This is a genomic window from Salinibacter sp. (assembly GCF_036626415.1).
Classification (GTDB): domain Bacteria; phylum Bacteroidota; class Rhodothermia; order Rhodothermales; family Salinibacteraceae; genus Salinibacter.
Window position 1 is genome coordinate 1 of sequence record NZ_JAZKRW010000021.1, and the last position, 23,335, is coordinate 23,335.

Sequence of the window (23,335 nt, forward strand, 5' to 3'; positions counted from 1 at the left end):
GTTCCAAATTTTGTCGGGCGTTTTCCCGCCCATCTCAGCTGATCTTTGTCGTTATACAGCCCCAAACTTTTCGCCCCGGTGACGGGTTGAAACACAGATTATCTTTCACTATCCGGCGAGCCCATCGCTATGCTCCGAACGTACGAAGGCATCCTCGAAGGCGACCGCGTTCGGTGGGAGTGAGGATCCAAGCGCGTGGCAACGTGATATCCGCCGTGATCGCCCGCTTCCCGGTCGCGACAACTGAGGCACATGCTTCTCGATAGCAATCTGATTATCTACGCAAGCCAGCCCCCAGCACGGAGCACTTCGAAGATTTATCGCTCGTGAAGCCCCTTGCGTTTCAGCAATCAGTAAAGTCGAGACGCTGGGCTACCACGAGCTCACCGGGCAGGACGAACAGTTTTTAGAGGAGTTCTTCAAGGCGGCCAGCGTGCTTCCGGTGTCACACTCGGCCATCGCCGAAGCGATTCGACTTCGCCAGCAGCGCCGCATGTCACTCGGCGATGCGCTGATCGCAGGAACGGCGCTCAGCCACGGCCTGCCGCTGGCAACGCACAACACGGAAGACTTTGCATGGATCGAGGCGTTGGAAGTTATCGATCCGCTTGCCAACAAGTCGTAAAGGGCTGTAGAACCCACCACTGCTGCCGGCGACGGGCTGGGGCTAACTTCCGGCGGTAGCGCCTTTGCTGCTCGGCTCGTATCGTTTCATTTCTCGTCGCGGCAGAGCTTCGCCGTTATGCTCCCGTCACTGAACTGATCAACGGGAAGTGCGTTTTTCTTTGTCAACGTTCTCTACTCACAGGTCCAGGCTCCAATGAAAGTGACGATCGATCTTCCTGACCGCTTCGGAGACATTGACGAGACGTATGCTCGGGAGGCACTTGTGGCCACGCTGTACAGCAATGGCAAGCTCTCTGGGCGTGAAGCGCGAGAGATATTGGGAATGAGCCGTCGCGAGTTTGAGGACATGTTGCCCCGCTACGGGTTTTCCATTCTTGTCGACAATGAGGCAAACGTCCAGACTGAGCTCGACACGTGAAGCGCATCGTCTCTGATACCAGTCCGCTGATTTCGCTGGAGAAGATCGATGGGGGCTACCCGTTTTTTCGTCAGCTCTACGACAGCATTCTTGTGCCTCCAGCGGTGCTTCGGGAATTGGCAGCCGGTCCGTTCGAGAGCGAGGAGGCGTACCGGGCTCACTTCGAAATCGAAGATCTTCTCCAGGTAGAAACGCCTGACCGTTCCGAGCGGGTGGAGACAGAACACCTCGACCCAGGCGAACGAGAGGCAATTGCGCTCGCGTTGGAATTTAACCTTCCACTGTTGATCGAGGAGGAATCAGGTCGAGCGGTTGCGCGTGAGTTTGGAATCAGAATTTCAGGGATTGCTGGTCAGCTTCTTCGAGCCGTTCGTGAAGAGACAGTTGGCATCCCTCAAGCGAGTCGAATGCTCGCGGAACTGAGAAGGAAAGGCCGGATCAATCAGCAGGTGTTCGAGAGCGTAAAACGGGCATTTGAGGAAAGGGCATAGCCAGCGCTACAGCTGAAAATGGGCCGGTGCCATTTACGGGCAAGGTCGACCAAGCGGATTCGGCTTTGCTGGTCGAGATGAGCAACGCTGTCGAAGTCGTATCGGATCATGATCCGATGCCTCAAAATCTGTCCGCTGAGGAGACCGCCATTCTAGCGACCTACTCGAACCGCCAAGACGCTGAGCTCGGCCGGGCCCGGCTGGCCGAACACGAGATCGACGCCTTCGTCGTGGCCGACGACGTGCATCCTCCGTTCCAATTCACCGAAGGGGTGGAGCTTCGGGTCTTGGAGGGCGCGGCCGACCGGGCCCGCCGCGTTCTCGGGGAGGAGCCCCACCTGTCCGCGGAGGGCCGAGCCGGCGCGGCGATGCCCTCCGCATCCGCCCAGCAGAGGGACCGCGCAGACCTGACGTTTGGCAGTGGGGGGCTCGTGCAGGCCACCGCCTGGACCTACGTGGCGGCGTTTCTCTTCATGGTGGCGATCATTCTGACCGGGCTGCTCGTCGGCCTGTAGCGCCCCGACCGGCGCGCCGTCCTCGAGGCACAGGGATCGGCCACGTCGAAACAGCCCGGGTCCCCCTCATTCTGCGACGGTGCCGCCCACGGCGTCGTCCTCCGGGACGCCCGGAGGCTTGTCATCGGGCGAGGCGTGATCGGGGGCGGGGGCGGCATCGCCCTCGTCGGGGGCCAGCCCGAGGGCGTCCTCGACGACCGCCCGGCCCTCCTCGAATGCCGTCCGCAGCTGTTGAACGGTCGCCTCGTCCACCCGCGCCTCTCCGGAAGCACCCGCGTCTTGTTCTGCCGTCTGACCGGCGTGCCCGTTCGCCCCAGGGGCCTCCTCCCCCTCCGTCGGAGTGGGGTCGGCGTCGTGCGCTTCGTCCTCGGGGGCGCCGGGGTGGCGGGCATACGCTGCACTCTCGGCCTCCGCCGTCTCTCGGAGCGCCGCTGCGCGGCCGAGGTGGTGGGTGAGGGCCTGTCGCTGCGCCTCGGTGGGGCTCCACCACGCCTCCAGGTAGCGGCGGAGACGCAGCTCCCCGGCCCCGATGCAGAGCCAGGCCACGTCCGCGGCGGTCCAGTCGTCGGCCGGCCGCTCGGTGGCCTGCCGCACCCGGTCGCACAGGGCGAGGCGGTGCTCGGCGTCGGCCTCCGCCAGGAAGGGCGACGGCGGCTCGGTGCGGTCGTAGGACAGGTGCAACTGCTCCTGCGCCCGCGTGAGGGCGACGTAGAAGAGGCGACGCTCCTCCTCCCGGCGGGCGGGCGGGGCGTCGTCCGGAGACGAATCCCCGGAACCGGAATCATCGGAGGCGCTGTTTGCGCTGCCCGCGTCGGGGAGGGCCGTTCTGCTGTCGTCGCGGGACGTCGGGATTGTGCCGTCGTTGCAGCCCGGCACGAACACGACGGGCCACTCTCGGCCCTTCGCCCGGTGGATGCTCCGAATCTCCAGCACGTCCGCCGAAGAATCGCGCTCGGGGCGGTCGGCGGAGATCTCTTTGATCCGGCGCAGGACCGACGCGACGTCGGCGTGCCCCCGCGCAAAGTCGATGAGCGACCGGGCCGTCCGGATGCGGCGGTCGGCCAGCTCCTCGAAGGCGCTGTAGCGCCGGAGGTAGTCTTCGTAGTCGAGGGCCTTGAGGAGCCAGTCGACGGTCCGGTGGGCGGGCTCGTCGAGGCGGTCCACGAGCTGGTCGGCCATGTCCAGGAAGCGCTCCACCCGCTCGGCGGTCCGGTCGTGCATCTGCCCCGTCGAGGCGGCCAGAAGGTCCGTAATCGCCGTCTCCTGGCCCACCGCTTCCCGGCAGAGACGCGTGATCAGGTCCGCACGGACGTACCGGTTCGGCTCCCGCATGAGCTTCTGGAACCGGTCGACGTAGCGCTGCGCGTTGCGCCGGTGGTCGAACCAGTCGTCGCGGGCCGTCGCCTCGAGGGTGCCCCAGAACAGGTGCCGGAGCAGCACCTGCACCGGGCGCCGCCGGTAGAACGGCACGTTGCCCACGATCCGGTAGGGCAGGTCGCGGTCGATGAAGACCTGCTCGAGGGAGGGGGTCTGGGCGTACTGCCGGACGAGCACCACCATCTCGGGCAGGGTGCGGCCCGTGTCGAGCTGAGACTCAACGGCGCCGGCCACGTGGGTCGCCTCGGCGTCGGCCCCGTCGGCGGCGTGAACCTGCGTGCTGCCGCCGAAGCCGCGGGTCAGGTTGAGGTGCTTCTCGCGCCGGTGGTCGTTGTGGGCAATGACCGCGTTGGCGAGAACCGTGTGCGGGGCCTGCGACCGAAACGTGTCCCGGATGAGGTACTCGTCGGCGTCGTAGGCCTCCCGAAAGTCCAGGATGAACGACGGCTCCGCCCCGCGCCACTCGTAGATACACTGGTCGTCGTCCCCCACGGCCATGTAGTTGCGGTGCGGCTCGGTGAGGACGTCGAGCATCTCGTACTGGACGCGGCTGATGTCCTGAAACTCGTCGATCAGGACGTGCTCGTACGCCTGCTGCGCCCGGGCCCGCAGGTCGTCGAACCGGAGGAGCGCCTCCCACCCCTCCAGCAGCATGTCGTCGAACGTAACCCATCCCTCCCGCCGCCGCTCCTCCTCGTAGTACCGGTAGAGCGTGACGAAGTCCTCGTTGTCGTGCTCCGCCTGGCGGGCCTTCTCGCGCGCCGCCGGCGGGAGGGCCGCCGCTTCGAGGTCGGGGTAGCAGAGCTGCGCCTTCCACGCGCTGACCTGGTCCTCCAGCTCGCCCCGATCGATGTCCAGCTCGTGGTCGTCGAGGTCCCGCTCGCGGGCGAGGCGCGTGAGGGCACGGCCGGCCAGGACCGGCCCCAGGCGGGAGGGGTTGAGGTCCTCGTCCCCGAGCCGGCGCGACCAGTGGTGCTCCGCCTCGGCCCACTTCAGAAACTGACGGCCCAGCGCGTGAAGCGTCCGGCAGTTCGCGCCCGGCAGCCCGAGCGCCGTCAGCCCGTCCTCCAGGTCCTGCGCCGTGGCCCGGCTAAAGGAGCTGGCCAGAATGTCGGTCGGGGCCACGCCGCCGTCTTCCACGAGGCGCGCGATGCGGTGGACCAGCGACGTCGTCTTTCCCGCCCCGGCCACCGCAAACACCAGCGCGGGCCCCTCGTCGTGCTGGACGATCCGGGTCTGCTCGTCGGTCAGGTGCTCGCGGGCAATCATGCGGAGGGGTGTGGGTTCAAAACGTGGCCGTTTGGGCAGGACGGCCCGGGATAGACGCTCCGGTGGGACCGCCCTCGGGCAGTCCCCGCGGCGGGGACGGGGGCCCTACGACGCGGACGGGGCCAGCCAGCGGTCGGTCCAGTCGTCGATCTCGGCCCGGAGGGCCCGGTCCTCGCGGACGGGGGCGAAGGCGGGCATCCAGTCGGGCAGGCTGGGCGCCGGTCCCTCGGCCCGCCCCTCCGCGCGGAGGTGGGTCAGCTGGGCCAGGGCCAGTCCCAGGACCGACAGAATCGTGGCGAGGGGGCGCGTCTGGCCGTGCGCTCGTCGCGCCGCGAGGGCACCCATAGAGACGATGTCCTGGTTGTCCCCGTTGGTCGGGATCGAGGAGGTGGCCGCCATCTGCGCGTCGTTGCGCATCTCGGCCACCAGGGCCGTCGCGGTCAGCTGGGTCCCCCCAAACCCGCTGTTGGGCCCCGGCTCCCAGGCGAGGAGCGGCGGGGCCCCGCCGTTCTGGTCCGGGGACAGGAGCACGTCCAGTTGGCGCTCGGCCAGCACGCCCGCCTGGGTGAGGGCCTCGTTCAGGGCATCGGCGGCGAACGCCACCTGTTGGCCCTGGAAGTTGCCCCCGTGGAGGACGTCCGCCCCGTCCGCGTCGAACACGGGATTGTCGACGGCCCCATTCAGCTCCGTCTCGACGAGGTCACGGGCGTGCCGGAGCTGCTCACGGACCGCCCCAAGGATCTGGGGGGCACAGCGAAGCGAGTACACCTCTTGAAGGGGGCGGCCCTCGGCGTCGGGCTCGCCGTCCTGCGTCGCCACGGCCCGGATCGCGGCGGCGCTGCGGACCTGGCCCGCGTGGCCACGGGCCCGATGGAGGCGCGCGTCCAGGGCCTCCGTCGAGCACCCCAGAAGCCGGTAGATCAGGCCCGTGAGGGCCTCGGCCCGCTCCAGCAGACGCCGGCCGCGGGCCACGGCGAGCGCCGCGTAGGCCGTCATGAACGCCGTCCCGTTGACCAGTCCGAGGGCGTCGCGGCGCCCCAGCCGCAGTGGATCGAGCCCGGCCTCGTCGAGCGCCTCGGCCGCGTCCACGAGCTCGCCGTCGCTCGCCACCACCGCCCCCTCCCCGGTGCAGGCCCGGGCGATGTGGGCGAGCGGCGTGAGGTCACCACTCGCCCCCAGCGACCCGATTTCCGGGACCGCCGGGATCAGTCCGGCTTCGAACACCTCAATCACCGCGTCCACGACCGCGGGCCGCACGGCCGAGTGGCCCTGGGCCAGCGTCTGCAGTCGCGCAATCATCGTGGCGCGGACGAGCGGCGGGGGCGCAAACGATCCGGCCCCCGCCCCGAGGTGCGCGATCAATGTTCGTCCCGGCTCGTCGCCGGGTGTAGCGTCTTCGTCGGGGCCCACGTCCTCGTCGACCAGCGGCCCGAGGCCGGTCGTCACGCCGTAGACGGGCCGCCCGGCCTTCCGGGCGCGCTTCAGGGCCATACGCGAAGACGCGAGGGCCTCCTCGGCCGCGTCAGTCGTCCGGAGCCGCGTGGCGTCGGCGCGGGACGCCGCCTCGACGTCCTCGCAGGTGAGGGTGGTGTCGGGCCCGAGTTGCAGCACGGGCCCGTCCGGGGCGGAGGGTTCGGACATCGGCGGACGTCAGTCGAGGGGGATCTATTTGAAAGCAGGCACGCAGGAGACCGAAGCAGACCCGCTCGGCCAGGGGGCTACAGGCGATGGGTCCACCGCGCGGGCCGGTACCCCCCCGTTGGAGGGCCTGCGGAGACGCAGCGTCTTGCACCAGCGGCGACACCGATTCACTCCGGGCGCACCGGCCGGCGCTCTAGAAGGGGAGGTCGTCGTCGGGCTCGAAGGTCTCGTCCCCACCTGGCTGTCCGTCTCCGCCGGACGGGCCCGACGCCCCTCCGCCCGAGGATCCTCCCCGGCCGCCGGACCGCCGCTGGCTCGGCGCAGGAGACTGCTCCTGTGCCGGCTGTCCGCCGCCGGGCACGGCGCCCTCCGGGCCCTCCCCAAGAAATGTGGCCTCCAGGGCCTTCACCTCCGTCGAGTAGCGGGTGTTGCCGTCCTGGTCCTCCCACTGGTTGGTCTTGATCTTCCCCTCGAAGTAGACCTGCGAGCCCCTCTCGAGATACTCGTTGCACACCTCCCCGAGGCGGCCCCAGGCCACCACGTCGTGCCACTCGGTCTGCTGGACTTCCTCCCCGTCGCTGTTGGTGTAGGACTCGTTGGTGGCAAGGCTCATGTTGCAGACGGCCGTCCCGCTGCCGGTGTATCGGAGCTCCGGGTCGTCCCCGAGATTGCCGATGAGGACGACTTTGTTTACGCTTCGGGCCATGACGCTCTAAACGGGTGTTGTCGACAGGCAATGATGGTATGAGAGTACAGGTCTTGAACCGACGCTGATACGTTGAGATGCATCGTCAATGTGTGATCGTTTAAACGATCGATCCTGCTCAGGGGCAGCCCCCATCCAGGCCCTCCCCTCGCACAAAAACAGGCCTCAGTTGGAGGCAGGGCGCCGGACGCTCGTCCAGACGCGGCGCGCGAGCTTGGCGTCGTAGAGGGCCCGGTGGTGATCCCCCTCTGTGGGGATTGCTACGTCCAGACGCTTCGCAGCGTCGGTGAGGGCAACCCGCTCCGTGTCTCCAAGGAGGCGGGTTGCCCGGGGTTGGAGATCTCTCCACGTGCCGCCTTGAATCCGGCGGTGGGTGTCGGGCCGGTCGGCCAGGGCAGCCGTCTGCAGAAGCATGCGCCGGTCGTAGGTCGGGCCGAAGGTCCAAACGCGATCGGCGTCCCTGAACACGGTCTCCAGCCGGTCGGCGACGACCGGGAACGGAGGCGCATCCGCCAGCTCCTCGTCCGTGATGCCGTGCACACGTCGGGCGCCACGGGTGACCGGAGCAAGGGGAGCCACGAGGGTACTGATCAGCACCTCCCCCTGAGCGGTCACGACGCCGATTTCGATCACGGCGTCCTCAGAACCAGAACCGGTGGTCTCCGTGTCGAGAAAGATATTCATTTTCAGGCAGCGATGGGTTCGAGATTCGTCCGGCCAAAACCGCCCCAACACACGCGGCGCCCGCCCGTCCCGTGTGCCGCACGCTCCGGGGCGGAAGGCCGGAGTGAGGATGGCCGGAGCTAGGAGTGACCGTTCCCCGCAGACCGACTCTTTGCCTGCCGCACGGTGACGTCTACGGCCTCCGGCAGCTGAACCTGTCCGAGCTGGGCGACCAGCTTGGGGCCGGCCGTCCACATTTCGATCGCGCGGTGGTGAACGTGCTGGGTAAACGGCTGCTCACGGTCTGGACGTCCGTTCGTCTCGTCTTGACGTGTGCCCACCGCCTCGTCGCTTTTCTTCTCAACCGGAAGGGGGACCGCGACCGGCGCTTGGGACCGCCGCTCGGACACAAACTGGGTGATCTGGTGCACGGCCCGGTCCACCATCTGATGATCCGTGCTTGAGAGGCGGATCTGGAGCACGGGCGGGTTCTTGCGTCCCTTCGGCGGAATCGCGTCCGGGATCGACGAGGGCGCGAGGTTGATCAGGCGGCCGTGCCCCTGGTACCCCATGGCTCGGAGATCACTCTCGAATTTTAGGAGGGCCCGGTCGCGTTCGTCACTGTGCTGGTGCCAGCAGTCGTGAACCGGCCACGGCCAACTCAAGTCGTCGAAGAGCGTGAATGGGCCGCTGCCGTCGGTGTGCAGGCACACCTCCTCTCCGCACCACCAGCAATCGAGCCTGCAGGTGAGGGGGTGGCCCAGGGCCTCCAGGCTCCAGTCCTGACTGATTTTGGGGAGCCCTCCACACTCGTGCGGGGGGGCGGAGGAGAGGTCTTCTGGGCTCGGCTCCAGGGACTGCCACGTCCCGTCGTCGGACGAGGCCATCCGGATTAGCTGTCCACAATCGCTACAGGTCTTGAGGTACGAGGCCCTCTCGGTCCCGGCGGACGGGGGGCCGTCGTTTGAAGCGTGTGGGGGCGAGTCGGTCATGCAGGCAAACGAATTGGTGGGACGGGACCCTGTGCGGCGATCATGGATGCTCCCGCGTCGGCTTCTCCACAGTCGGAGGCCTCTTCGCGGGCGTTTGCATTTCTTTTTGGCAGTGCCACTCACAAACGGGACCCGGTGGGCTAGGGTCTCGCCCCAGAGCGTCTGTTTCGGAGTTTTTCACGTAGGCCGCAGCAACGGCCCCCCCACGCTTCGTTTCTGGAGTCCGCCCGTCTTCTCGCGGAACCAGACCGAGGCTCGGCCTGGGGGCTTCACTTTTAGTCAACATCTGAGGGCTCGCACTTAAAAGCCCTTCGTTTTGCTCGATAACAAGACCAGAAAGGTGCCTCGAAACTGTCGTCCGCGGGTGGATCTCCCCCGTCTTAGTCCCGCAAGGGACCCGCCTCGCCATACCGGCCTCCTCTCCATCGCATCGAAGGGAAAAGGCCGTCCGATCCGGTCCTCAATCAGATCTCCCAACCGGCCATGCCTTCAGTCTGCGAACGCTCTCATTTCTATTCGATGGACGTCGATCCTGACATCAACGCCGTGCGGTTTCGATGGGACGGGCAGCCCACCGGTGAGGAGCTCCGGTACGGGGCGAATCAGCTTCTTGAGTTTGTTCGTTCACGGGCAGTCTCGGGACTGATTGTCGATACGAGACGCGTTACGGCCCATCCGAGATCCAGCGTGGAATGGCTTGTGCGGGCGTGGATGCCAAAAGTCGCGACGGCCGGCATTCGGCACGTCGCGGTTGTCCATGAGGACAATTTGCTTGCGAGAACCGAGATGGAAGCGCTCAAACAGCGCATCCAGCAGGCGTCGTCTTTGCCACTTTTCTACACGGCCGAGAGCCAGGAAGAGGCCCGGAGGTGGACCGCCGAGCAGAACCAAAGCATCACGTCCTTCTCCCACCTTGTCCGGTACCTCTCCTCCCTAACGTTGTTTTCGCTTTCCTAAAAGACGGGGGGAGAGCACACATCCGTCTGCATTTCAACGGCGAGCCGCAGACGGTTCGGTATGGACTCTGTCCTGGCACGTGTCCTGACGGCAGGCGGTCCATGGCCACTGCATCACGGCGGCACCGGCCCGAGTGCTACATGCCCCATCCCGGGGGGGAGCGTTGCCCTAGAATCCCCGTCCAGAGTCCCCCCATCTGCCACACAACCTGCCAAACCTCCTCTGCCCCCGCCGGCCCGAAGGCCCAGACCCCCCCGGCGATGATGACCAAGACAGCGGCCGTCTCGCCCCACGACGCTTGTGCCCACAGGGCCACCAGCATGCCGAGCCCGGCCCCCAGCGCCGCGAACAGTACGCCGGCCTGCACGGGACTCTCCCCCGGTCGGACGCTTGACCATCCAACACCAGGCTCCGGCAGCCGGGACGCGCCCCCGAGAAGGAGGCCGCCGAAGAACAGGAGGAGGAGACCGATCAGGCAAAAGATCGCGCCGTACGTGAGGGCGCTGCGGATGTAGTTCATGGCAGATGATGTCTGTTGGCACGGAGGCGCCCCGCGTTGGTGGCGCTCATCGGGGAAAGTATTTTTTCTCTCCCGCAAAAGCAGCAGCACCCGGGCACTATCTATTCTCGGCTCTTGTCTCTGCATTTCAAGGGCGCGCTGGCCGCGCATCTTCTCGTTTGGCGTTCGAGCAGGAACGGGGTGGGGCGGACGCCGATCCGGGAGAAAGTTGGGGCCGGCCCCTGAACTGCGCCCGCAGCCGGGACGAGCGGGGCCGCTCACGCCGGAGACACACGGCCTGCGGAACGCTCGGGGTACCGTGGGACCTTTCGACCTTGTAACCTCGCCACGGCTTTCCAGGAATCGATTGTCGTGTGCCGTGTGTCCAAACCAACGCATCCTCTGTCGGGCACTCAGAACGGCCTGTGCCATGGTGCGGCCATCGTGCCGGGCGTCTGGGCCGGGCGTCCTCGTTCACGTTCTGCTTCACGATTCTACGTTTCTCTTCATGGGGGTTCAGACTGACCACGGCCTCTCGGACGAAGAGGTGTCTCACGTCATCGGCATGGCCTGGAAGGACGACGTGCCCTTCGAGGCGATCGAGGCACGGTATGGCCTCGACGAAGAGGCCGTCATCGCACTGATGCGCACCCGACTCAAACGGTCAAGCTGGAAGCTGTGGCGAGAACGGGTCAGCGGGCGCCCGTCGAAGCACGCCTCCCGGCGTTCCCTGACCAACTCGGTCAGCAAGCGTCCCCCCGGCGCCCGTCCGCTGGGGCCCCCTGACACCGAGACGCCCGCGCCGGAACCAGAGTCCTCTGCGTCCCGGGACATCTCACGCGGCCCGGACGCTTCAACTGACGCCTCTGAGGGTGACAAAACGGGCCGAGAGACATAGGAGTCCTCGGGGGGCATCGACCGCCATCAAACTTCCGAGGGCGTGTCCGTGGGCGTGCTCGGAACGGGCGCGACGCGAACGGTGTGCCGATGCGGCGCCCGTGAAGCTTGCCCCGAAAACTGCCTGTCGGTAGAGCCGTACAGCCGCTTCCCGTTCGCCGCCGGTAGGAGTCTCTTCTGGGGAGGCATCCATTTTGCGGATCAGGGGACGTCGGTCTGCCTTTTTCTGTCTCACTGGGGTGCCCTTTTGATGGCTGGGCTCAGCCCCAGCGATCACAGCCGGGCGTCTGATATACTCATCCCGCCACACCCATCCCTCCACAGCCCCAAAGGCCCATGGACGACACAGGCTCTGCGCCTTCCCGCTCTGACCTTCTGGATCAGTTCGAGCGACTATTCGGAAGTCGGACGCCCGACTTCGACCGGCAGGCCGAGAACCTACAACAGCTGCGTCGCAGGATGAGCGAGGAGCGGGGAGAGCAGTTCGCGGAAGAGTGGTACGCGGTATACGGCCTTCCGATCGAGCTGGGTCGCCTCGCCCACGCTCGGTGGCCACAGTTGGGGGCGAAGGCGAAACGGCACGTCGTGGAGGAGCTCAAGCTGGCAGACTCGATCGGGCCGGAGATGAGCTACCTTCCCGCCTCCGGCTGATACGGCGCAAACCGGGAAGGCACGGGGCCGGCCGATCCCGCTGCCACTGGCCTGGGGGACCGCGGGCGCTCCTGCCGCCCCCCACCAGTTGACCCGACCGGCGCCTATCGCGGGCGGTATTCCTTCGGCACCTGATCGGCCACCCGCTCGAACCCGAAGTACCCCGACACCGTCACGCCGTACCGCTCCACGACTTCGCCTTTGTAGTCGACCGTCGCCGGGCCCCGCTCCAACCAAAACTGGGAGGTCTGGTAGCGAGGCGCCCGCCCGCTCCGGCGTCCGGTGCGCTCCGCCCGCCAGTTCGAATAGGCCTCGCTCTGTTTCTCCCCGAGATAGATAACCTCGGCCGCCCCCCGGAAGTCAAGGAGGTGTTCGTTCGGCCTGTCCCCATCCGTCATGATGTCGCCCACGTCGATGGACATTCGCCCCCCAGACCCTCCGGGGCCCCCTGCTCCGAAGTTGCCGCTTCCAGGTGGGCCCGACGACGAAGTGCCTGGAGGTCCCCCTGGCGCATCCTGGCGGTGGAACAGCTTGAAGCCCTGCTCTTCCACCCGACCCTCGATCATGGCGAGCATGAGGTGATGAAAGGACCCGAGGAACGCCTCCCGACGGGCCTTTTCCCACTTCGCCTTCTGGGCCGGGCTGCCCTCCAGCTCTTCGAAGAACGGCTCCCCGTCATACTGCGTCCGCCGCCGAGTGACCTTGAAATCCTCCAGGTGATACTCCACCCGGTAGCCAAGCGCACGGTTCTCGATCACGATGGGCCGGGCGGCGAAGGCCTCCAGCGAGCCCAACCCGCCGTCGAAGCTGAGCACCTCCCGGTTCAGAATGTCCGCCTGCTCCGCATTGGGCGTCTCGCCCAGAAAGGCCGCCTTGAACCGCTCAAAGCGCCGCTGCCACTGCTCGTCTCGCTCGGCCTCGACGACGACCCCCTCTCCCTCGAGGACCGTCTCTTGCAAGGCAAACTCGAAGCGGTATGTTCTCGCTTCACGAAGGTTGAGGCTGCGGGACGTCGCCTCGTACCCCACGAAGGAAACGTAGAGCTGCTGCGCCCCAAGCGGGACCCCCGTCAGTCGGAAGCGCCCCTGGTCGCCTGTGACCGTCCCCCGCATGCTGCCCGCGATGAAGACGTTCACGTCCGACATGGGAGTGCCAGTCGCCGAGTCTACAACGGTGCCCACGAGCGTCGCCCGGCCGCGGGCAGGATCCGGCTGTTGCGCATGCCCCCCCTGCCCGGCGGCAAGCAGAGCGAAAAGAACGAGCGGCAGGAGACGGCGGCAACAGGCTGTGTCACGACGCATGGTGCGAAGTAGCGTTGAGGAGGAGGCGGTGGACGCAACCGGGAGGCATGCGAATTGAGACTGGACTCCACATTGGCGGGGCTCGGACGACAGGTACGTCTTCGGTCACACGCACGTTCTTGAGGGGGCGTGTGTAAAGGGTGCGTGTGTGACGGGAATCACGAAGTTACAACGGCTCCACGGCACGAGACCCGCCTGTCCGGCAACACCTTCTCCGAACGTCACCTCTTCCGGGCATCGTCCCCCGGGGTCTCGCGGGGCAAGGCTTCAACGCAGTGGCGGACTGGCCTCTTCAGAACTTGGTGTGTTGACGTTCCCTCACAAAGGGAGCACCTTCCCGGTCCTCCAAGGCCGTGACGTGGAGCGGGATCCTTCCCAAAAACGGGGATCCATCGGAACCAGGGCGTCTCACATTGCGTCGCCGGCGCACTCTTGCCGTACCTGCACCTCCAGAATGCCCCGACCCTGCAACAACTTCGACACGACGCGGCACCTGCAAGCCGCGAATCCGTAACGCACGTGCTGTCAGAGAAACCCCATGGCTTACAATACAGAGTCCGTTGCGTACATCTCTCATCACAACCACCCAACTGCCATGAAAGCCACCTGGAACGACACCGTCCTTGCCGAGAGTGACGACACCGTCGTCGTTGAGGGCAACCACTACTTCCCGCCCGAGTCGCTGAACAAGGACCACTTCAAGAAGAGCGACCACCGCACCACCTGTCCGTGGAAGGGCAAGGCCCACTATTACGATCTGGTAGACAACGGGGATCGCGCGGAAAATGCCGCTTGGTACTACCCGGATCCGTCCGACGAGGCATCCGAGCTTAAAGACCACGTGGCCTTTTACGCCAGCCAGGTGGAGGTGGCGGAGTAGGATCCGCCGTCTCGCCCCCGAGAACATTTCTCCCCGACTCGCCCCCGCCTTCTGTGTCCTCTTCCTCTGTTCCGACTGCAACCGCGCAGAACAAGGCACGCCGCTACACCGACGCGCGCCGCCGAATCGACGCCCTGCTCGGCGACACCTCCGACTGGATTTCAGCGATGGCGACCGTGGCGTGCGAGCTTCACCACTCGCTCGATCAGTACGACTGGACGGGCTTCTACCGGGCCGTGTCGGCGGACGAGTTGCTGGTGGGCCCGTACCAGGGCCCGCACGGCTGCCTCCGCATTGATGTTGGGCGGGGCGTGTGTGGCGCGGCGGCCCGGACCCGCGAGACGCAGCTCTGGCCGGACGTCTCGGAGGCCCCGGACCACATCGCCTGCCAGTCGTCCACCCAGTCGGAAATCGTCGTGCCCGTTCTCACGCCAGGCGAGGAGCTCTTGGCCGTGCTCGACGTCGACTCCGACACCCTCGGCGCCTTTGACGAGACCGACCGGGAGCACCTGGAGGCGCTGTGTGAGGACTTAGGGGAGCGGTTCGGCAATACACCGCTTCGGTGATGAGAAATGAGGCGCGGTGCGGGCCTCAGCACTGCCGCGTGGGCTCTCACCAGGCACGACTCCTCACGCATTGCGCCCCACACGCCCGGTCGCGTGTCCCGCCGCCCGCCCTCTTCGACATGTCTTCCAAAGCTGTTTTTCCTGCATGAAGCTCCCCTGGATCCTAAAAATGGCGTGGCGTGACAGCCGCGGCAGCCGTTCGCGCCTCGCCCTGTACCTTTCGGCGATGGTGCTGGGCGTGGCGGCCCTCGTGGCCATTCGGGGCTTCGGCGAAAACCTGACGCGCACGGTTGACCGGGAGGCGAAGACGCTGTTGGGGGCCGACCTGAAGATTGAAAGTGACTCGCCGTTTTCGGACTCCACCGAGGCCCTCCTCGACTCGATCGGCGGCACCCAATCACGCCGCGTGTCGTTCGCGTCGATGGCCTACTTCCCGTCCAGCGGCGACACACGACTCTCCGCCGTGCGGGCCGTGGAGGGGGGCTTCCCCTTTTACGGCGCCCTGGAAACGCGCCCCGGCGACGCGGCGGCCCGCTATCAGGCCGACGACGGGGCGCTCGTGGACAAGACACTGCTGCGTCAGTTCGAGGCGGAGGTCGGCGATTCCATCCGCATCGGAGAGGTCTCCTACCCCATCCTCGGCGAGCTGGAGCAGGCCCCGGGCGAGTCGAGCTTCACCTCCGCCGCCAGCCCCCGCATCTACCTGCCGCGCGCTCGTCTCGACACATCCCTGTTCGGGCAAGGCAGCCGCGTGGAGTACGAAGTCATGTTCGCCTTCGGGGACGACCGCGACATGAATGCGCTTATCGCAGAGATCGACCCGTACCTGGACCGGCACGACCTGGACCTGGATACGGTGGAGGAGGAGGCGTCCAACTGGCAGGACGGCCTCAGCGACTTGTCTCGCTTCCTGGGGCTCGCCGGCTTCGTCGCACTGTTGCTGGGAAGCCTCGGCGTGGCGAGTGCCGTCCACGTGTACGTACAGCGCCGCCTCACATCGATCGCCGTCCTGCGCTGTCTAGGCGCGAAGGCCGGGCGCACGTTTCGCATCTACCTCGCGCAGGCCAGCGTGCTCGGCCTGATCGGGGCCGGGCTCGGCAGCCTGCTCGGCGTGGGCCTGCAGGCGTTCGTGCCCCGCCTCCTGGCCGACTTCCTGCCCGTCGAGGTGAGCTTTGCGGTGTCGTGGACCGCCGTGGGACTGGGGCTCGGCGTGGGCCTGGGCGTGACGCTCCTCTTCGCGCTCTGGCCCCTGCTGGAGGTGCGAGGCGTTTCGCCCCTCCAGGCCCTCCGGACTGAGGTGGAGCCCGCGACCGGCGGCTGGCGCGACCCCGCCCGGTGGGCCGTGGCGGCCGCGGTCGCGGCGGCGGTGTCAGGGATTGCGGTGCTGCAGGCCCCAACCTGGGAAATTGGGCTCGGCTACGCGGCCGGCGTGGGCGCCGTCTTCGGCGTGCTGGCCCTCGTGGCCCGCAGCATCATGGCGGGCGTGCGCCGCTACTTTCCCACCTCGTGGCCCTACCCTTGGCGGCAGGGCCTGGCCAACCTGTACCGTCCCCAGAACCAGACGACCGTGCTCCTGCTGACGCTGGGCCTGGGCGTCTTTCTCATCACCACCCTCGTGCTCGTCGAGCGCACGCTCCTCGAGCAGATTCAGGTGGCCGGCGGCGAGGATCGCCCCAACCTCGTGATGTTTGACATCCAGAACGATCAGATTGACGGCGTCCGCGACGCGGTCGAAAAGGCCGGCGCTCCGGTTCTGGCCACCGAGCCCATCGTGACGACCCGGCTGCGCGCCCTCAAGGGACGCTCCCTTGACGCCCTGCGCCAAGACTCGACGGTCAACGTCGGCTGGGCCTACGAGCGGGAGTACCGCGTCACGTACCGCGACCACCTGACCGATGCCGAAACGATCGTCGAGGGCGAGTTCGTCGGGGCCGTCGAGGGCACCCCGCTGCAGTCCGGCGAGGCCGTCCCCGTTTCGATGGAGGCGGAGATGGCCCGGGAAGAGCTGAACGTGGGCCTCGGGGACACCCTCACGTTCGACGTGCAGGGCCGCCCGGTCACGGCCTACATTTCCAGCCTGCGCGACGTGAACTGGCAGCGCGTGGGCACCAACTACTTCGTGGTCTTTCCGGAGGGCGTGCTCGAATCGGCCCCGCAGTCCTACGTGCTCCTCAGCCGCACCCCGGACGGGGACGCGTCCGCGGCGGCGCAGCGGAACGTGGTGCAGGCGTACCCGAACGTCTCCGCCATCGACCTCTCGCTGGTCCTGTCCACGTTCCGAGACCTCTTCGGGCGCCTGGCGTACGTGATTCGATTCATGGCCCTCTTTAGCGTGTTCACGGGCCTGATCGTGCTGGCCGGGGCGGTGGTGGTGAGCCGCTACCAGCGGGCCGAGGAGAGCGTGCTCTTGAAAACGCTGGGGGCGTCGCGCCGCACCGTGCAGACGATCATGACGGTGGAGTATCTCTTCCTGGGGGCCTTTGCGGCCGCAACGGGTCTCTTGCTCGCCCTGGCCGGCGCGTGGGGCCTCTCATACTTCGTCTTCAACGGGCCCTTCGTGGTGGCCCCACTGGTCCTCCTGTCCGCCTTCGTGCTCGCGGTGGTCGTGACGATTGGGATCGGCCTCTGGAACAGCCGCGGCCTCTACGACCGCCCGCCCCTCGACGTGCTTCGGACGGAGACGTAACCCTCCACTCGCACCCGCCCCGGCCCTCGAATCCCATGAACGTTCGCGAACAGACGTTCACGTGCCCGCACTGCTGGGAAACGACCGCCGTGCTCGTCGACCCGTCGGTCCGCGAGCAGACCTACATCGAAGACTGCGGCGTCTGCTGCCGGCCCCTCCGCATCCACGTCGTCGCCCAGGGCGGCCGTGTGGTGTCGTTCGACGTGCAGCCGACCCAGTAGCCGCTCGAGGCCCCACGGACGGGCCGGCCCCTCTCGATGGGCCCCGCCCTCGCAACCGCCCGCGCCGGATCACGCACGCCCACATCGAGATACCAGTACCCGGTTCGCTCGCGCTCCGCCGCACGCACACTCCTCCCCGCACATGAGCAAGATTCCGGACGCCACCCCGGAGGTGGAAGCCCAGATCCAACCCGACGCCGTCCACGAACGGGTTCAGTCGATCCAGGCCCGCATCGCCCAGGCCTGCGAACGGGCCGGGCGGTCCCCCGACGAGATCACCGTCGTCGCCGTCTCCAAGACATTTCCGATGCAGGCCATCGCGTCCGGCACGGGCGCGGGCCTGAAGCACTTCGGCGAAAACCGGGCCCGGCAGCTCCGCGACAAGGCAAAGGCCCGGCCGGGCGCCTTCGAAGGCGGAGACATCAAGTGGCACATGGTGGGCCACCTCCAGACCAACAAGGCCAAGTTCATCGCCCGCCACGCCGACTGGTTCGACGCCCTCGACAGCCCCCGCCTCGCGGAGGAGCTCGACAAGCGGGCCGCCAAGAACGACCGAACGATCCCGTGCCTCGTGCAGGTCAACATCACGGGCGACGAGCAAAAGTACGGCCTCGACCCGTCCGAGACCCACGACTACCTCGACCACTGTGCGCAGTACGACCACCTCGCCATTCGGGGGCTCATGGCCCTCGGCTCGTTCGTGGACGACCCCGAGGAGGTGCGGGGCGAGTTTCAGAAGATGCGGACGCTGTTCGACACCTACGACGCGTCCGACAACCCGCAGGTGGAAATGGCGGAGCTGTCCATCGGGATGAGCAACGACTTCGAGGTGGCCATCGAGGAGGGGAGCACCATGATCCGGCTTGGCACCTCAATCTTCGGGCCTCGCGACTACGAGTAGCCGGGACGCGGACGCCCCAAACCCGGGCCGCCCCGAAACAGTGTCGGGGCAGCTTGGTGAGTACACGGTACGCTGAAGAACACCTCGTCGGCTTCCCGCGGCCGACCGCCGCACGTTGTTCCCCAAGCCAGCACCGCCATGACGCTCACGCCGCTCGACATTCGAAAGCGAGAGTTTGACCGGAGCCTTCGCGGATACGACCCCCAGGAGGTCGACGCGTTTCTCGACATGGTCGCCGAACAGTGGGAGGACCTGGACGACGAGCGCCGCCGCCTGAAAAACAAGGTGGAGGAGCTAAGAAGCCGAATGGACCACTACCAGGAGGTTGAGGAGGCCCTGCAGCAGGCCCTCGACCAGACCCGAAAGAACGCCGAGGAGACCCTCGAAAATGCTCGCGAGAAGGCCGAACGCATCGTGAAGGAGGCGAAGGCCGAGGCGGCAGACATTGAGCGCGACGCCGACCGCATCGTAGAGGAGGCCAAGGAGCAGGCCCAGGACATCACCCAGGACGCGGAGGCCGAGCGTAAGCAGTTGGAGGCCGACATCCGACGCCTCCAGAACCGACGCACCGAGGCCCTGGCGCGGCTGCGGGCGTTCCTGAACTCGGAGCTCGAAGTGCTGGAGGCCTACGATCAGGAGCACGAACCGTCCGGGCCTCCCTCCAACCCATCCGCAGAACCGTCACCGGCCGACGCCCCCCCGCCCTCCGACCCCGCCCCTCCCGGCCCTGGCAGTCCGTCCGAGGCCTCCTCCGCGCCGGACCTCACCCCGTCGGAGAATGCACCGTCGGAGAATGCGGACTCTACTGCCGTCGCGGACGACACTCCGACCGGCCCCGACGCCTCTTCTCTTGCCTCCCCGGATGTGGGGGGCGGCGAGGCCGCGGGCGACGAGGCCGCCGGCAACCCAGCCCGTGGCGACGACCACGACCCGCCTGCAACGGCCCCGACGGCTGCTCCGGCCACGACAAGCGACACAGACTCGGACGAGCCTGCCCCGGCCGAAGGAGGGGCTCCTGCGGACACCGAGCCGCCAGCACACGCCCCCTCTCCCACCAACGAGTCGTCCGTCCCCCCTCCGTCGGAGGTGTTCACGGAGAACCTCGCGAGCGAGACGCCTCCGTCCCCCCGTCCCTCTTCCGGCCGCCAGGACCCGGACGCCGCCTCTTCCGACGCGCCTACCGACCGCGACACGCCGGACCAGCCGGCCGACCCGTCGCCCCGGTCGGACACGGAGACGGGCGACGCTCCTACGGCCTCCTCCTCCGATGCCGAGCAGACGAACGACCCGAAGAAGAACACCCGCTCGGAGAATGCCGAGGAGGCGACCTCCGAAGAGATTGAGAAGATCTGGAGCATCCTCGAAGACATGGAGGAATAGCACCGCGCTCGACGGTCTTTCGTCTCCACGCCACTCTGTTCCCAGCCTCCCTCTCGTATGTCTACGGCCGCCGACGCCTCCGCCCTTACCGCTGACGGAACCGCCGCGTACAAGCGACAGGTCGACGCGGCCGCCTCCGCCCTTCCCGGCGTGGATGCGTCGTCGCCAACGGTTGGCCTCCTGCGCGACGTGGACCTTGCGCCTCTCCTTGATGCGGGGACGGTAGCGCACACGGTGCCGTATGACGACCTCCCCCACTATCCCGCCTCGGACGGAACCGTCACGATCGGTTCCCTCGGTAACACACAGATTGTGGACCTGCAGCAAGACCTCCATCTCTACGAGGGCCACACGCCGCGCGAGGTGGCCTTCCCCGTCCGCATGCTCGCGACCGCTGGGGTAGACACCCTTCTCTTGGCCGCGACCGCCGGCAGCGTGTCCCCCCAAGCCGAGCGTGGGGACCTGATGCTCTTGACCGACCACATCAACTTTCAGGGACAGAATCCCCTCGTCGGGCCCAACGTGGAGGACTGGGGCCCGCGCTTTCCCGACATGACCGAGCCCTACGACGCGGCCCTCCGGCGACGAGCCAGCAACGGGGCGCGGACCGAAGGCCTCTCTCTGCGGAAAGGCATTTACCTGGGGCTCTTGGGACCGCACCACGAGACGACGGCGGAGCACCGGATGGCCCGACGGCTGGGTGCCGACGCCGTGGGGACGAGCGTGGTGCCCGAGGTCCTTGCGGCCCGCCACATGGGCATGGACGTCATGGCCCTCACGCTCCTGACTGCCCAGCACCTGACGGAGGAGCCCGCCCCCCGCTCTCCCGATGGTGCCCCCCCGTCCGATGGCACCTCCCTCCAGACAGGCCGATCGCAAATGCGCCGCCTCCTCACAACGGTCGTCGCTGAAGGCGCCTGACCAGAACCGCGATAACGCCCGTCCGTCTGCACCGACCGTAGGCAGGTGGAGGGCAGCGGTTTCCGCTCGGGCCGACGCAATTGCGGCTGTCTCCCACCGCGGGCCTTCCCCCTTCAACCGTTTCTTGTCTACATGGAATCGTCTGATCCTGCGTCCGCCGGCTGGCGGGTTCACAAGTTCGGCGGGACCAGCCTCGCCGATCCGGAGCGCATCCGACACGTGGCCGGCCTCCTCGATGCCCGCACGCCGCCCCTCGCCGTCGTCGTCTCCGCCATGAGCGGGGTCACCGATCGCCTGCTTGCCCTCGCCGAAAAAGCCCATACCGACGCCAACGGGCTGTCCGACCGGCTCCAGTCGCTCCGCAACGACCAGCGGGCCGTGGTTACCAACCTGCTCAACGGGGACGCCGCTGCCTCCGTGCTCCGCGCGCTGGACCGGGACGTGGACGACCTAACCGACGTGCTCCGGGCCACCCGCCTGATGGGAACTGCCCCCGAGACCACGCGCGACCTCGTGGCCGGATATGGCGAGCTGTGGTCCGCCCGCGTGCTGGGCGGGGTGCTGCGCGATCGGGGCCTGCCGGCCGCCGTCTGCGACGCTCGCGAGGTGCTCGTTGTCACCCACGAAGACCTGGGGCCCGTGGTCGACTGGCCTGCGACTCGGGAGCGGTTTGCCGACTGGCGGGCCGAGCATGATAATCCTGAGGTGGTCGTCGTGACGGGCTTCATTGCCACCACGCCCAACGATGTGCCGACCACGTTGGGCCGGAACGGCTCGGATCATTCTGCGGCCCTCTTTGCCTCGCTGCTCGAGGCGGAGGCCCTCACAATCTGGACGGACACCGACGGCGTGATGAGCGCCGACCCCCGGTACGTTCCCGATGCCCGCCGCCTCGATGCCCTCTCCTACAAGGAGGCCATGGAGATGGCGTACTTCGGGGCCGGCGTCATTCACCCGCGCACGCTGTCGCCGGCCGTCGAGCACGAGATTCCGATCACGATCCGCAACACCTTTGCCCCCGACCGGCCCGGCACCCGCATTCACCTTGATGACGAGGGCGCGTCGGTCGTCAAGGGCTTCTCCACGATCGACGACGTGGCCCTCTTGAACCTGGAGGGCAGCGGCATGATCGGGGTTCCCGGCATTGCGCGACGGCTCTTCGACGCGCTGGAGGCGGAGGGCGTCTCCGTCATCCTCATCTCACAGGGCAGCTCTGAGCACTCGATCTGCTTCGCCGTCCCACAGGCGCAGGCGGAGGTGGCCCGCAAAGCCGCCGAGCAGGCCTTCTACGCCGAGCTGGACCGGGGGCAGATCCGCGCCATTGGGCTGGTGCCGAACTGCAGCATCCTCGCCGTCGTGGGCGACCGGATGGCAGGCACCCCCGGCGTCGCCGCCACCTTCTTCGGGGCCCTCGGCGAAGCCAGCGTCAACGTGCGAGCCATTGCCCAGGGCTCCTCGGAGCGCAACATCTCGGCCGTGGTGGACGGCGACGACGCCCGTCAAGCCCTGCGTGCGGCCCATGCGGGCTTCTACCTCTCGAAGCGGACCCTGTCGATCGGCGTCGTTGGCGCCGGCAATGTGGGCTCGGCCCTGCTCGACCAGATCGAGAAGGAGGCCCAGCGGCTCCGGGCGGAGCAGGACATCGACCTCCGCGTCCGGGGCATCACCACATCGTCCCGCATGCTCCGGGCCGAGAAGCGCCTCGACCTCGACACGTGGCGCAACGACCTGGGCGAGGGCGAGGCGGCCGACCTTGACGCCTTCGTCGACCACGTGCAGACCGACTACCATCCCCACACGGCGATCGTCGATTGTACCGCCAGCGCGGCCGTCGCCCGGCACTACCGGACGTGGCTGGAGCGCGGCATCCACGTGGTCACTCCCAACAAGAAGGCCAATACCGACACGTGGGACACGTACCAGGCCCTCCAGGCTGCCAGCCGAGGGCCCGGGCCTCGCTACCTCTACGAGACGACCGTTGGGGCGGGCCTCCCGATCCTGCAAACGCTCAACAGCCTCACCGAGACGGGCGACCAGGTGCACCGGATCGAGGGCATTCTCTCCGGCACGCTGTCGTATCTCTTCAATGCCTTCGACGGCGACCGGCCCTTCTCTGCAATCCTCCGTCAGGCCAAAGGCGAAGGGTTTACTGAGCCCGACCCCCGCGACGACCTGTCCGGCATGGACGTGGCCCGCAAGGTGGTCATCCTGGCGCGCGAGATGGGCGTGCCGTTGGAGCTGGACGCGGTGTCCGTGGACGGGCTCGTTCCCGCCCCCCTCCGAGACGGCTCCGTGGAGGCCTTCTTGGAGCGCCTGCCGGAGCACGACGCCGACATGACCAAGCTGCTCCGGGACGCTCGGGCCGAGAACAAGGTCCTCCGCTTCGTAGGGAGCGTCACGCGCGAGGGCGACGCCTCGGTCCGCCTGCGCCGCTACCCCGCCGACCATGCCTTCGCCCGGATCAACCACACGGACAACATCGTCCGCTTTCAGACGGACCGGTACGACGAGACGCCCCTCATCGTGCAGGGCCCCGGTGCCGGTCCTCAGGTGACCGCCGCAGGCGTCTTCACCGACCTGCTCCGCTTGATGTCGTAATTTGAAGTCATAATTTGAATTTGACGGGCGCGTGGCGAACGGGAAACGTTGGGGCGTAGATGCGAGAGCGAAAGCGCAGCGCGTGGAGAGGAGACAGCGAGCCCGGTTGAGCGTGCGACCTGGGCTCCATCCCGGATCACACGTCCTGCTCCCTACGACCCCGAGCAATGACCCAACG

22 protein-coding genes are annotated in these 23,335 nt (G+C 67.3%); 15 read left to right on the forward strand and 7 right to left on the reverse strand.

From position 1 onward, the window contains the following. Positions 1 to 349 precede the first annotated feature (349 nt). The 4 genes from V5A20_RS04190 (at position 350) to V5A20_RS04205 (ending at position 2,051) form a co-directional block, all read left to right on the forward strand. Complete coding sequence (locus tag V5A20_RS04190; protein ID WP_442978383.1) at positions 350 to 625, forward strand: type II toxin-antitoxin system VapC family toxin; 276 nt, start codon at positions 350 to 352, stop codon at positions 623 to 625. A 195-nt stretch (positions 626 to 820) separates the two neighbouring features. Next, the gene (locus V5A20_RS04195; protein ID WP_332315161.1) at positions 821 to 1,045 is read left to right on the forward strand and encodes a UPF0175 family protein; all 225 of its coding nucleotides are present in this window, start codon (positions 821 to 823) and stop codon (positions 1,043 to 1,045) included. After that, positions 1,042 to 1,536 (forward strand): hypothetical protein, encoded by a 495-nt coding sequence (locus tag V5A20_RS04200; RefSeq protein ID WP_332315162.1) that lies wholly within the window; start codon positions 1,042 to 1,044, stop codon positions 1,534 to 1,536. Before V5A20_RS04195 ends, V5A20_RS04200 begins: the two co-directional genes overlap by 4 nt. A 116-nt stretch (positions 1,537 to 1,652) precedes the next feature. Then, entirely contained in the window at positions 1,653 to 2,051 is a 399-nt protein-coding gene (locus V5A20_RS04205) for a hypothetical protein (protein ID WP_332326781.1), read from the forward strand. Positions 2,052 to 2,117: 66 nt separating this feature from the next. On the opposite strand, the gene V5A20_RS04210 is transcribed toward V5A20_RS04205, so the two are convergent. The 5 genes from V5A20_RS04210 to V5A20_RS04230 form a co-directional block, all read right to left on the reverse strand. Beyond that, positions 2,118 to 4,697: a UvrD-helicase domain-containing protein gene (locus tag V5A20_RS04210; RefSeq protein ID WP_332326782.1), complete on the reverse strand. Its 2,580-nt coding sequence runs from the start codon at positions 4,695 to 4,697 to the stop codon at positions 2,118 to 2,120. A gap of 105 nt (positions 4,698 to 4,802) precedes the next feature. Then, positions 4,803 to 6,338 (reverse strand): HAL/PAL/TAL family ammonia-lyase, encoded by a 1,536-nt coding sequence (locus V5A20_RS04215; RefSeq protein WP_332326783.1) that lies wholly within the window; start codon positions 6,336 to 6,338, stop codon positions 4,803 to 4,805. A 193-nt stretch (positions 6,339 to 6,531) separates the two neighbouring features. Next, positions 6,532 to 7,044, reverse strand: a complete 513-nt coding sequence (locus tag V5A20_RS04220) for a single-stranded DNA-binding protein (protein WP_332315166.1) — start codon at positions 7,042 to 7,044, stop codon at positions 6,532 to 6,534. Between the two features lie 165 nt (positions 7,045 to 7,209). Continuing rightward, positions 7,210 to 7,728, reverse strand: a complete 519-nt coding sequence (locus V5A20_RS04225; protein WP_332315167.1) for a 3'-5' exonuclease — start codon at positions 7,726 to 7,728, stop codon at positions 7,210 to 7,212. Between the two features lie 119 nt (positions 7,729 to 7,847). After that, positions 7,848 to 8,699, reverse strand: a complete 852-nt coding sequence (locus V5A20_RS04230; RefSeq protein WP_332315168.1) for an uS10/mL48 family ribosomal protein — start codon at positions 8,697 to 8,699, stop codon at positions 7,848 to 7,850. 483 nt (positions 8,700 to 9,182) lie between these two features. On the opposite strand from V5A20_RS04230, the gene V5A20_RS04235 reads away from it, so the two are divergent. Next, the gene (locus V5A20_RS04235; protein ID WP_332326784.1) at positions 9,183 to 9,656 is read left to right on the forward strand and encodes a hypothetical protein; all 474 of its coding nucleotides are present in this window, start codon (positions 9,183 to 9,185) and stop codon (positions 9,654 to 9,656) included. Between the two features lie 136 nt (positions 9,657 to 9,792). Here the strand turns inward: V5A20_RS04235 and V5A20_RS04240 are convergent, their stop codons facing one another. Next, positions 9,793 to 10,176 (reverse strand): hypothetical protein, encoded by a 384-nt coding sequence (locus tag V5A20_RS04240; RefSeq protein ID WP_332315170.1) that lies wholly within the window; start codon positions 10,174 to 10,176, stop codon positions 9,793 to 9,795. Positions 10,177 to 10,663: 487 nt separating this feature from the next. On the opposite strand from V5A20_RS04240, the gene V5A20_RS04245 reads away from it, so the two are divergent. Then, positions 10,664 to 11,053 (forward strand): TIGR03643 family protein, encoded by a 390-nt coding sequence (locus V5A20_RS04245; RefSeq protein WP_332315171.1) that lies wholly within the window; start codon positions 10,664 to 10,666, stop codon positions 11,051 to 11,053. 335 nt (positions 11,054 to 11,388) lie between these two features. Next, positions 11,389 to 11,703: a hypothetical protein gene (locus tag V5A20_RS04250; protein ID WP_332315172.1), complete on the forward strand. Its 315-nt coding sequence runs from the start codon at positions 11,389 to 11,391 to the stop codon at positions 11,701 to 11,703. 104 nt (positions 11,704 to 11,807) lie between these two features. Here the strand turns inward: V5A20_RS04250 and V5A20_RS04255 are convergent, their stop codons facing one another. Then, on the reverse strand, positions 11,808 to 13,004 hold the full coding sequence (locus tag V5A20_RS04255; protein WP_332315173.1) for a carboxypeptidase-like regulatory domain-containing protein: 1,197 nt from the start codon (positions 13,002 to 13,004) through the stop codon (positions 11,808 to 11,810). A gap of 595 nt (positions 13,005 to 13,599) precedes the next feature. Between V5A20_RS04255 and V5A20_RS04260 the strand changes: the two genes are divergently transcribed. From V5A20_RS04260 to thrA, 8 genes are all read left to right on the forward strand, one after another. Then, positions 13,600 to 13,884: a DUF427 domain-containing protein gene (locus tag V5A20_RS04260; RefSeq protein WP_332315174.1), complete on the forward strand. Its 285-nt coding sequence runs from the start codon at positions 13,600 to 13,602 to the stop codon at positions 13,882 to 13,884. A 53-nt stretch (positions 13,885 to 13,937) separates the two neighbouring features. Beyond that, the gene (locus V5A20_RS04265; protein WP_332315175.1) at positions 13,938 to 14,450 is read left to right on the forward strand and encodes a GAF domain-containing protein; all 513 of its coding nucleotides are present in this window, start codon (positions 13,938 to 13,940) and stop codon (positions 14,448 to 14,450) included. Between the two features lie 145 nt (positions 14,451 to 14,595). After that, positions 14,596 to 17,136: an ABC transporter permease gene (locus V5A20_RS04270; protein ID WP_332326785.1), complete on the forward strand. Its 2,541-nt coding sequence runs from the start codon at positions 14,596 to 14,598 to the stop codon at positions 17,134 to 17,136. A gap of 35 nt (positions 17,137 to 17,171) precedes the next feature. Beyond that, positions 17,172 to 17,357, forward strand: coding sequence for a CPXCG motif-containing cysteine-rich protein (locus tag V5A20_RS04275; protein WP_332315177.1), 186 nt, complete (start codon positions 17,172 to 17,174; stop codon positions 17,355 to 17,357). A 142-nt stretch (positions 17,358 to 17,499) separates the two neighbouring features. Next, positions 17,500 to 18,258: a YggS family pyridoxal phosphate-dependent enzyme gene (locus V5A20_RS04280; RefSeq protein ID WP_332326786.1), complete on the forward strand. Its 759-nt coding sequence runs from the start codon at positions 17,500 to 17,502 to the stop codon at positions 18,256 to 18,258. A 138-nt stretch (positions 18,259 to 18,396) separates the two neighbouring features. After that, positions 18,397 to 19,638 carry a DivIVA domain-containing protein gene (locus V5A20_RS04285; protein ID WP_332326787.1) on the forward strand — a complete coding sequence of 414 codons (1,242 nt, stop codon included), beginning with the start codon at positions 18,397 to 18,399 and terminating at the stop codon, positions 19,636 to 19,638. Positions 19,639 to 19,695: 57 nt separating this feature from the next. Then, entirely contained in the window at positions 19,696 to 20,559 is an 864-nt protein-coding gene (locus V5A20_RS04290; protein ID WP_332315180.1) for a purine-nucleoside phosphorylase, read from the forward strand. A 132-nt stretch (positions 20,560 to 20,691) separates the two neighbouring features. Further along, positions 20,692 to 23,157: a bifunctional aspartate kinase/homoserine dehydrogenase I gene (gene thrA, locus V5A20_RS04295; protein WP_332315181.1), complete on the forward strand. Its 2,466-nt coding sequence runs from the start codon at positions 20,692 to 20,694 to the stop codon at positions 23,155 to 23,157. The last annotated feature ends 178 nt before the right edge of the window (positions 23,158 to 23,335 follow it).